Genomic DNA, 9,817 nt, shown 5'->3' with positions numbered 1-9,817 from the left:
GTCCCTGCGGAGCCGAACAGATGATCGGGGACGTCTGGGAATGGACGGCGAGCGGGTTCACGCCGTACCCGGGCTTCGCGTCTTATCCCTACCGGGAGTACAGCGAGGTCTTCTTTCCGAAGGCCGGGCGGGAGCCGTCCTTCCGCGTCCTGCGCGGGGGCAGCTGGGCGACGGACGCCGTCGCCGTCCGCGCCACGTTCCGGAACTGGGACTACCCGATCCGCCGGCAGATCTTCGCCGGATTCCGGCTGGCCCGCGACGCCGGGTGACGAGCGAGCACGTGTGCGAAGGAGACCTCGGTGTGTCGGCACCTCGCCTGGATCGGAACGCCACGGACCCTGGCGGGGCTGACCCTGGAGCGTCCGTACAGCCTGCTGCGCCAGTCGTGGTCGCCGAGGCGGATGCGCCACGGCACGGTGAACGCCGACGGGTTCGGAGTCGGCTGGTACGCCCCGGCGCTGCGGGCGGCGCCGGCCCGGTTCCGCCGGGCCGTGCCGATGTGGACAGACGCCTCGTACGCCTCGATCGCCGGCGCGGTCGCCTCCGGCTGCGTGCTGGCGGCCGTGCGTAGCGCCACCGTCGGCATGCCGGTCGAAGAGAGCGCGACGGCTCCCTTCACCGACGGCCACCGGCTGCTCAGCCACAACGGCCGGGTCGACCCGGTGGCCGTCCGGCGGATGCTGCGCGACCGGCCCGACGCTCCGGTCCCGGACTCGACGTGCGACTCCGCGCTGCTCGCCGCGCTGGTGTGGGAGCGCGCCGAGAAGCGTCCACTCGCCGAGGCGGTCGCCGAGGTCGTGCTGTCGCTGGACGCGGCGGGTCCGGGCGAGCGGGCCCGGCTGAACCTGCTGGTGGTGGATGGAACCCAGATCGTGGCGACCGCCTGGCGGGACAGCCTGTCATACCGGATGGAGAAAGATGGAGTCCTGGTCGCAAGCGAACCAGACGATGACGAACCGGGCTGGGTGGACGTTCCGGACCATCACCTCCTGGTAGCCGACACACACCAAGTCACTCTTCGTAACATGATCTCCTAGATCGGTTACCGTGGGTTGCACCACGTTGATGGAGGGCACATCCATGACACCAAGGACTCCGACAACCGCCCGGGCGGATGATGCCGTCCCTGAGGGGACGGGCGCGAACGGCACGGCGGAGATCCCATTCCCGGGCCTCTCCGTCGACCGCCACCTGCACGAGTCGGATCGTACCGTCACGCTGGCCCGCGACGTCCTCGCCGGCCTCACCGCGAGCCCCCGCGAGCTGCCGCCGAAGTGGTTCTACGACACCACCGGCGGCATGCTGTTCGACAAGATCACCCAGTTGGCGGAGTACTACCCGACCCGGCGGGAACGGGCCATCCTGGTCAGTTACGCCGACGAGATCGCGACGGCCTGTCCGGCCGACACCCTCATCGAGCTGGGATCGGGAACCTCCGACAAGACCAGGCTGCTGCTCGACGCGCTGCGGGCGGCCGGCAACCTCCGCCGCTTCATCCCCTTCGATGTCGACGAGGCAGCCCTGGTGCGGGCGGGTCGCGGGATCCTCACCACCTACCCGGGGCTCTCCGTGGCGGCCGTGGTCGGGGACTTCGAACGGCATCTGCACCAGCTGCCCCGAGGTGGCCACCGGCTGCTCGCCTTCCTCGGCGGCACGGTTGGCAATCTGCGCCCCGCGCAGCGGCAGAACCTCCTCCGTACGCTGCGCGGGCAGGCCGAGAGCTCCGACGCCCTGTTGCTGGGAACGGACCTCGTCAAGGACGTCGACCGCCTCGTCGCCGCGTACGACGACGGTGCCGGGGTCACCGCCGCCTTCAACCGCAATGTGCTGACGGTGATCAACCGGGAGCTCGGGGGCGACTTCGACATCCGCGGATTCGCGCACGTGGCGATCTGGAACGCCGAGAACTCCTGGATCGAGATGCGGCTACGTTCCGTTCGGGAGCAGCGCGTCTCAATCGCGGCCCTCGCCGTCACGGCCGGCTTCCAGCCGGGCGAGGAGATCCTCACCGAGATCAGCGCCAAGTTCACCCTGGACGGCATCGCCTCGGAGCTTGCGCTGGCGGGCTGGGCGGTGGCGCGGCAGTGGACGGATCCCGACGGGGATTTCGCCGTAACGCTCGCGACGCCGTCGTCCGCCCCCGCCGCCGTCCCGGTCTGAACCCGTCCCGGTCCGAGCCGGGCCCGCTCGGACGCCTCGTCAGCCGCCGAGCAGACCGACGTCGCGCGCGGCACCGGTGGAGGCCGAGGTCGCCATCGCCGCATAGGCCCGCAGCGCCATGGACACCGGCCGTTCCCGCCCCGTGGGACGGTAGCCGCCGGCCGCGTCCAGCGCCGCGCGTCGGCTCGCCAATTCCTCGTCGGAGACCACGAGCTCCAGCCGGCGGGCCGGGATGTCGATCTCGATGATGTCCCCGTCGCGGACCAGGGCGATCGTCCCGCCGTGGGCCGCCTCCGGGGAGACGTGACCGATCGACAGTCCGGAGCTCCCGCCGGAGAACCGGCCGTCGGTGATCAGAGCGCACTTCGGGCCGAGACCGCGACCCTTGAGGAACGCGGTGGGGTAGAGCATCTCCTGCATCCCCGGGCCACCGCGGGGGCCCTCGTAGCGGACGATGATCACATCCCCGGCCTTGACCCGCCCGGTGAGGATGGCGTCGACCGCCTCCTCCTGGCTCTCGACCACGAGCGCCGGGCCGCGGAAGGCCCACTGGCTCTCGTCCACGCCGGCCGTCTTCACGACGGCGCCCTCGATGGCCAGGTTGCCGAACAGCACCGCGAGCCCACCCTCGGCGGAGTAGGCGTGCTCGACCGAACGGATGCAGCCGTCTCTGGCGTCGGTGTCGAGGGTGTCCCACCGATTGGTGGAGCTGAACGGCTCGATCGTGCGCACGCCACCCGGCGCCGCGTGGAACAGCTCGATCGCGCCCGGCGAGGGGCTCGGGCCGCGGACGTCCCAGCGGTCGAGGAACTCGCGCAGGCTCGCCGAGTGCACCGTATGCGGGTCCGGGTCGAGCAGCCCGGCCCGGTCGAGCTCGCCGAGGACCGCGGGGATGCCGCCCGCCCGGTGGACGTCCTCCAGGTAGTAACGGGTGGAGCTCGGCGCCACCTTGCACAGGCAGGGGACGGTGCGGGAGATCCGGTCGATGTCGGCGAGGGTGATGTCGACGCCGGCCTCGACGGCGGCAGCCAGCAGATGCAGCACGGTGTTCGTCGAGCCGCCCATTGCCACGTCGACCGCGAAGGCGTTGCGGAAGGCGGCGGCGGTCGCGATCGACCGGGGCAGGACCGCCTCGTCGTCCTTCTCGTAGTAGCGCCGCGCCAGGTCGACCACGAGACGCCCGGCCTCGACGAACAGCTCACGGCGGGCGGCGGCGGTGGCCAGGGTCGACCCGTTGCCGGGCAGGGACAGCCCGATCGCCTCGGTCAGGCAGTTCATCGAGTTCGCCGTGAACATGCCGGAGCAGGATCCGCACGTCGGGCAGGCCGAACGCTCGATCATCGACAGGTCGCCGTCCGAGATGTCCGGGTTGACCGCCGCCGACATCGCGGTGATGAGGTCCAGCCTGGACCGGGCCGTGCCGCCGGAGATGACCGCATTGCCCGACTCCATCGCCCCGCCGGAGACGAACACGGTCGGGATGTTCAGCCGCAGTGCCGCGAGCAGCATCCCCGGGGTGATCTTGTCGCAGTTGGAGATGCAGACCAGGGCGTCGGCGCAGTGGGCGTTCACCATGTACTCGACGCTGTCGGCGATGAGCTCGCGGGACGGCAGCGAGTAGAGCATCCCGCCGTGCCCCATCGCGATGCCGTCGTCCACGGCGATGGTGTTGAACTCGCGCGCCACCCCACCGACCTCGGCCACCGCCCCGGCCACCAGCGAGCCAAGGTCACGCAGGTGCACATGCCCCGGAACGAACTCGGTGAAGCTGTTGGCCACGGCGACGATCGGCTTGCCGAAGTCATCGTCGGTCATCCCGGTCGCGCGCCACAGGGCGCGGGCGCCGGCCATGTTCCGGCCGTGGGTGGTGGTACGGGAGCGCAGGGCGGGCATCTCGACCTCGAAGATCAATTCAACGGCGCTGCTGGCGGGGACCGCCGGCACTGGCAGACGATGACACGACGGTACGCCACCGCACGGACGGGTCCGGTCAGCCAGGTCGCGGGGCCCGGCCAGCCGGGCGGCGAACGGCGAGCGACGGGATCAGGGGCCAAGGACCAGGGATGAGACCCGGAATCAAGGACCCGGAATCAGGAATCAGGGCCCGCTTCGGCGGGGGGCGGGGACGGGGGCGCGTCGGGTGGTAGGTCCCCCAGTCTGGGCCCGCTGGGCGGAACGGCCCAGGGGTAGCCGGCGATCCGCCGACCGGCCCCGCGGCTGCTGTCCGGCGCCGGTGGACGACCCGCGGGCCCCGGCTGGTACCCCGACCGATGCCCCGACTGGCTGGGGCGACCGGGATCACCCGCCCCGCCTGCCGGGTCGTCTCCTCCCCCGCCCGGGCCGGGCTGATCCGGCCGCGTAGGCGAATATCCGGCGGCCTCGGGATACCCGGACGGACCTCGCGCGACCGGCCCGGCCTGCGGCCTGGGGGGGTACGGGTGGCCGGGCTGATGCGGATAACCCGACGGCACCGGTGGACCGGGATAACCCGGCTGCCCCGGCTGGACCGGGCCGTCACAGCGCATGCTCGCCACCTGCCGCGTGCCCAGTGGCCGGTGCCGGCGCCACTGCCGCCGGACAGCCCAGACGAGGGCCAGGGATGCGACGACGCCGGCCGCCGGCGCGACGTCGTGGCCGGCGTCCAGCACCAGCAGGTAGAGGGCCATCAGCCCGCTGAAGACGTAGCCGGTGACGAAGAACGCGAAGGGCCGCAGGTTCAGCCGGCTCACCACGTCCGTGTTCCGAAGCAGGATCGCCGGTACCAGCCAGATGAGGAAACCGAAGAAGAGCGCCGTGAGCGGCGCGAAAAACAGGTACCCGAAGAACGCTGTCATGATCAGAAGCCCGGCGGTCGTCGAGGGTCAGGCCGGGTCGGGACCGGCGGGGACGTCCGCACTGTGCGCCACCGTCGGGGTGCCGTCGAAGTACGGGCCGAGGGCGGCGCGCCAGCGGGCAAACCGCTCCGACTCCCGGAAGTTCGTCAGATGGGCGTCCAGGCTGTCCCACTCGACGAGCAGCACGAAACTCGACGGTGACTCGACCCCGCGGGTCATCCGCGCGAAACGACAGCCCGGCGTGCCGACGAGCTCCGCACGCACCCCGTGATACGCGGCGACGAAATCGTCTTCGCTGCCCGGTTTGATGTCGAACCGGGCGACTTCGAGGACCGCTCCGGCGGGCTGCCCGCCGTCCCGCCCCTCACTCGCCATGGATGATCCTGAAACTCATACCGCCCAGTCTGGCACCATCGGAAGATCGCGGTCCGCCAACATGGACCATGACCACGCCAAACACACCCGGGCGCCCACCCGGCCCGCCGCCGGGCCGCTGGCGCTCTCCACCCGTGGGCCTCGTCCCGCCCCCGGGCCGAGAATTCAGTTCGCCATGTCGACGAACCGTGAGTAATGGCCCTGGAAGGCGACGGTGACGGTGCCGGTCGGCCCGTTGCGGTGCTTGGCGATGATGAGGTCCGCCTCGCCGGCGCGCGCCGACTCCTTCTCGACCGTGTCCTCCCGGTACAGCAGGATCACTGCGTCGGCGTCCTGCTCCAGGCTTCCGGACTCGCGCAGGTCGGAGACCTGGGGACGCTTGTCGGCCCGCTGCTCGGAGGCGCGGTTGAGCTGGGAGATGGCGACCACCGGAACGTCGAGCTCCTTGGCGAGCAGCTTCAGCGACCGCGAGATCTCGCTGACCTCCTGCTGACGGTTCTCCACCTTCTTGGGCGACGACATCAGCTGCAGGTAGTCGAGGATCACCAGGCGCAGCTCGTTGCGCTGCTTCAACCGCCGGGCCTTCGCCCGGACCTCCATCATCGTCAGGTGCGGGCTGTCGTCGATGAACAGCGGGGCCTCCGCGACCTCGCCCATCCGGCGGGCCAGGCGACCCCAGTCGTCATCGGTGAGCCGGCCCGTGCGGATGTTCTGCAGGGACACCCGCGCCTCGGCGGACAACAGCCGCATGGTGATCTCCATGCGGCTCATCTCCAGCGAGAAGATGACCGACGCCATCCCGTTCTTGATCGACGCCGCCCGGGCGAAGTCCAGGCCGAGGGTCGACTTGCCCACGGCCGGCCTGGCCGCGACGATCCACAGCTGGCCGCCGTGCAGGCCGTTGGTCAGCTCGTCGAGGTCGACGAAACCGGTGGGCACCCCGGTCAGCGAACCGTCATGCCCCTGGATGGACTCGATCTCCTCCAGCGCCGGGTTGAGCAGCTCCCCCAGCGGCAGGTAGTCCTCGTTCGTCCGGCGCTCGGTCACCTCGTATACGGCCGCCTGGGCGCGGTCGACGACGTCGCTGACGTCCGGAGCCGCGCCGTAGGCGAGCTGCACGATGCGGGTGCCGGCCTCCGCGAGGCGGCGCAGGACCGCCTTCTCCGCGACGATACGGGCGTAGTACCCGGCGTTGGCCGCGGTGGGCACGCTCGAGATGAGGGTGTGCATGTAGGCCGGACCGCCCACCCGCTCGAGCAGATCGCGGCGGCCGAGCTCGGCGGCGACGCTGATGACGTCCGCAGGCTCCCCCCGGCCGTAGAGATCGCCGATGACCTCGTACACGAGGCCGTGCGCGGGACGGTAGAAGTCACCCGTCTGCAGGACCTCGACGACGTCGGCGATGGCGTCTTTCGACAGCAGCATGCCGCCGAGCACGCTCTGCTCGGCGGGCAGGTCGTGCGGAGGAGTCCGGTCGAACTCCGTACTCCCACCGGAACCACGCGAGATCTCGGTGACGCTCACGACGCACCCTCCCGGGATTCCCGTAGACCCGTATTCGAACGTATGTTCGTACTGATCGGAATCGCTGTCAACGGACCGCTCCGCCCCCGGTCAGCCGGGAGCTCCCAGCAGGGACCGGGCGGGCGGCCTCCGGTGAGCCTCTCGCCGGGCGCCGCCCGCGTCACCGAAGGAGACCTGGCCCGATCAGGCTAGAAGTACCTTCCTCAGTCTGGAGGGTCCGACCTTACGGACCGGCGGGCACCCCCAGCAAAAAGTTATCCACAGGCCCTTGTGGAAAAGCTGTGGGCAACCGGCCGGAACCTGGGGAGGACATCGGGACGGAAACCGGAAACCTGTGGACACCCGAGACCACAGCCTCGACGAAACCCAGCTGGCAGGCGCCCGCATCGCGAGTGCCCTGTGGATAAGAAAAAGTTTCGGATCTGCTCGTCGCCCCTTGCCCCACGCACAACGAACTCCCCTGGCCGGCCGCCTGAGACGGTCGGCCAGGGGAGCCGGTACAGCGAGCGCGGCGGTACAGCGGGAGAAACGGCGGACGCCGCCGTCAGAACCGCCCGGCCTCGGGCCCATCCGGCCGCGATCAGGCCCGCCCGGCCCTGGTCAGGCCTGCGTGACCTGGAGCTTCACGGTCGCGGTCACCTCGGGGTGCAGATGCACGGCGACGGTGTAGGCGCCCAGGGACTTGATCGGCGTGGTGAGCTCGACGCGGCGCCGGTCGAGCTCGGGGCCACCCGCGGCGGTCACCGCCTCCACCACGTCGGCCGCCGTTACGGAACCGAACAGGCGGCCTTCCTTGCCCGCCCGGCTGGTCAGCTCGACCTTGAGGCCACCGAGCTGACCGGCGATCTCCTGAGCGTGCCCGAGATCGCGGACCGCGCGGGCCGACCGGGCCCGCTTGATCTGCTCGACCTGACGCTCCGCGCCCTTGGTTGCGAGGATCGCGTACCGGCGGGGCACGAGGTAGTTGCGCCCGTACCCGTTCGCGACCTCCACGATGTCACCCGGGCTGCCGAGACCGGGGACCTCCTGGGTCAGGATGAGCTTCATCGCCACCCCCTACCGGGCCGAGGCGGTGTAGGGCAGCAGCGCCATCTCGCGGCTGTTCTTCACCGCCGTCGCCACGTCGCGCTGGTGCTGGCTGCAGTTACCGCTCACCCGACGGGCCCGGATCTTGCCCCGGTCGGAGATGTACTTGCGCAGCAGCGAAGTGTCCTTGAAATCGATGTAGTCGACCTTGTCCTTGCAGAAAACGCAAACCTTCTTCTTGGGCTTGCGCACGGCCGCCTTGGCCATGGGTGTGCTGCTACCTCGTTGTGTCGTTCGCGAGGACGACGACCGGCCGCTCAAAACGGTGGCTCGTCGGAGTAGCCGCCGGCCGGTTGCGACCAGGGGTCATCGATGGGTGCTCCACCACCACTACCGCCGCCGTAGCTGCCGGCCGGAGCGCCCGCGGGGGCGCCGGCCGGCGCGCCGTAGCCGCCTCCGCCACCGCCCCCGTAACTGCTGCCACCACCGCCGCGCGCGGCCTTGACGACTTTGGCGGTGGCGTAGCGCAGGCTCGGGCCGATCTCGTCGACATCGAGCTCGATCACGGTGCGCTTCTCACCCTCGCGGGTCTCGAACGACCGCTGCTTGAGGCGGCCGGTGACGATGACCCGAGCGCCCTTCTGCAGCGACTCGGCGACGTGCTCCGCCGCCTGGCGCCAGATGGAGCAGCGCAGGAACAGCGCCTCGCCGTCCTTCCACTCGTTGGTCTGGCGGTCGAGGGTGCGCGGCGTGGAGGCGACGGTGAAGCTGGCGACCGCGGCACCGTTCGGGGTGAACCTCAGTTCGGGGTCGTTGGCTAGGTTGCCGACGACAGTGATGACGGTTTCACCAGCCATGGGCACTCTCCCGGAGATCGGCGGCCCACGACGGCACGGGGACTGCCGTCGCCGCGGACCGGATCACGCCGCCGCCCGGCGGCTCTGACGTGGCTTCTTCGGCTCTGGAAGCCGAATGACCTTGGTGCGGATGACCGACTCGTTGAGGACGAGCTGACGGTCGAGCTCGGCGACGACGTCGGGCTCCGCATGCAGGTCGATGACGGCGTAGATGCCTTCGTAACTCTTGGCGATCTCGTAGGCGAGCCGGCGCCGGCCCCAGACATCGACCTTCTCCACCACGCCGCCGCCCTGACGGACGACACCGAGGTACTGGTCGAGGGAGGGCGCGACGGTGCGTTCCTCGAGGTCAGCATCGAGGATCACCATGAGCTCATAATGACGTGCCAAGACTGAACCCACCTCCTGTGGACTCTGGCGGCCACGGATCTTCCGCGGCAGGAGGGACCGCGACCGGAACCTGTGCCGTCTCGAACGTGCTCGACGCGATGGATCCGAGAGGGGTCCGCCCGTCAGCACATCCGGACGATCATCAGTGCACGAGGGCCACCCGGAGGCGCACCGACCAATCATGACGAGTGGTCGGCCTGGACCAGCGGATGGACACACGTACGCCGGCGCACGGTATGTCCAGCCGAGCTTACTCGATTCCTCCGGGGGCCCTGGCGGCCCCGACCACGAGAACCACGCGAAGCCACGCCGTGAACAGCCCGGCGAGGCAGACGAGGTTCACCGTGATCAGGAGGCCACGCATGTGCCGGGAGGGGGAGGGGTCCGCGAGGGCGAACACAAGCGCCGCGAGCGCCGCGGCGACCGCGACCACCGCGAGCATGCGGGCAGCCGGCCGCGGACCGACGCGCCCGGACCCGGAACCGCCGTGGCCGCCCGGGGAAGAGTCGTGGCCGCCCCCGGACGGGTCGCCGCCGACGTCCCCGGTGCCGGGCTGACCCGGCTGGGCATCCTGCATGTCCACAGCATCGCCTCCCGTAGTCCCAAACGCCGAAGGCGAGGTGACGGAAACCCCGCACGGCGCCCCATGCC

At 70.5% G+C, this 9,817-nt stretch carries 12 protein-coding genes; 3 read left to right on the top strand and 9 right to left on the bottom strand.

Features of this window, described 5'->3' with window-relative positions; translation table 11 throughout:
* From AC08OQ_RS13470 to egtD, 3 genes are all read left to right on the top strand, one after another.
* Nucleotides 1-269 (top strand): SUMF1/EgtB/PvdO family nonheme iron enzyme (locus tag AC08OQ_RS13470; RefSeq protein ID WP_476612089.1); only part of this gene is annotated, 269 nt, incomplete at its 5' end.
* Between the two features lie 30 nt (nt 270-299).
* Entirely contained in the window at nt 300-1,037 is a 738-nt protein-coding gene (egtC, locus tag AC08OQ_RS13465) for an ergothioneine biosynthesis protein EgtC (protein WP_476599441.1), read from the top strand.
* 43 nt (nt 1,038-1,080) lie between these two features.
* Nucleotides 1,081-2,160: an L-histidine N(alpha)-methyltransferase gene (gene egtD, locus AC08OQ_RS13460; RefSeq protein ID WP_476599439.1), complete on the top strand. Its 1,080-nt coding sequence runs from the start codon at nt 1,081-1,083 to the stop codon at nt 2,158-2,160.
* Nucleotides 2,161-2,199: 39 nt separating this feature from the next.
* On the opposite strand, the gene ilvD is transcribed toward egtD, so the two are convergent.
* The 9 genes from ilvD to AC08OQ_RS13415 all read right to left on the bottom strand — a co-directional run bounded on the left by ilvD (nt 2,200) and on the right by AC08OQ_RS13415 (nt 9,743).
* Nucleotides 2,200-4,053, bottom strand: coding sequence for a dihydroxy-acid dehydratase (gene ilvD, locus AC08OQ_RS13455; RefSeq protein ID WP_476599453.1), 1,854 nt, complete (start codon nt 4,051-4,053; stop codon nt 2,200-2,202).
* Between the two features lie 197 nt (nt 4,054-4,250).
* Nucleotides 4,251-4,994, bottom strand: coding sequence for a hypothetical protein (locus tag AC08OQ_RS13450; protein WP_476599437.1), 744 nt, complete (start codon nt 4,992-4,994; stop codon nt 4,251-4,253).
* 27 nt (nt 4,995-5,021) lie between these two features.
* Nucleotides 5,022-5,369 carry an antibiotic biosynthesis monooxygenase family protein gene (locus AC08OQ_RS13445; RefSeq protein WP_462187112.1) on the bottom strand — a complete coding sequence of 116 codons (348 nt, stop codon included), beginning with the start codon at nt 5,367-5,369 and terminating at the stop codon, nt 5,022-5,024.
* 165 nt (nt 5,370-5,534) lie between these two features.
* Complete coding sequence (gene dnaB, locus AC08OQ_RS13440) at nt 5,535-6,893, bottom strand: replicative DNA helicase (RefSeq protein WP_462187111.1); 1,359 nt, start codon at nt 6,891-6,893, stop codon at nt 5,535-5,537.
* Nucleotides 6,894-7,493: 600 nt separating this feature from the next.
* Complete coding sequence (gene rplI / locus AC08OQ_RS13435; RefSeq protein ID WP_011438873.1) at nt 7,494-7,940, bottom strand: 50S ribosomal protein L9; 447 nt, start codon at nt 7,938-7,940, stop codon at nt 7,494-7,496.
* A gap of 9 nt (nt 7,941-7,949) precedes the next feature.
* On the bottom strand, nt 7,950-8,186 hold the full coding sequence (gene rpsR, locus AC08OQ_RS13430; protein WP_011438874.1) for a 30S ribosomal protein S18: 237 nt from the start codon (nt 8,184-8,186) through the stop codon (nt 7,950-7,952).
* A gap of 50 nt (nt 8,187-8,236) precedes the next feature.
* Entirely contained in the window at nt 8,237-8,776 is a 540-nt protein-coding gene (locus AC08OQ_RS13425) for a single-stranded DNA-binding protein (RefSeq protein WP_476599434.1), read from the bottom strand.
* A gap of 63 nt (nt 8,777-8,839) precedes the next feature.
* A complete protein-coding gene (rpsF, locus tag AC08OQ_RS13420) occupies nt 8,840-9,166 on the bottom strand; it encodes a 30S ribosomal protein S6 (protein ID WP_476592884.1) in 327 nt (108 codons plus the stop codon).
* 250 nt (nt 9,167-9,416) lie between these two features.
* Complete coding sequence (locus AC08OQ_RS13415; RefSeq protein WP_476599432.1) at nt 9,417-9,743, bottom strand: hypothetical protein; 327 nt, start codon at nt 9,741-9,743, stop codon at nt 9,417-9,419.
* Nucleotides 9,744-9,817: the final 74 nt, after the last annotated feature.

It is taken from the genome of Frankia sp. CcCS3, from assembly GCF_977927575.1.
This window is presented reverse-complemented; position numbering and strand designations above follow the sequence as displayed.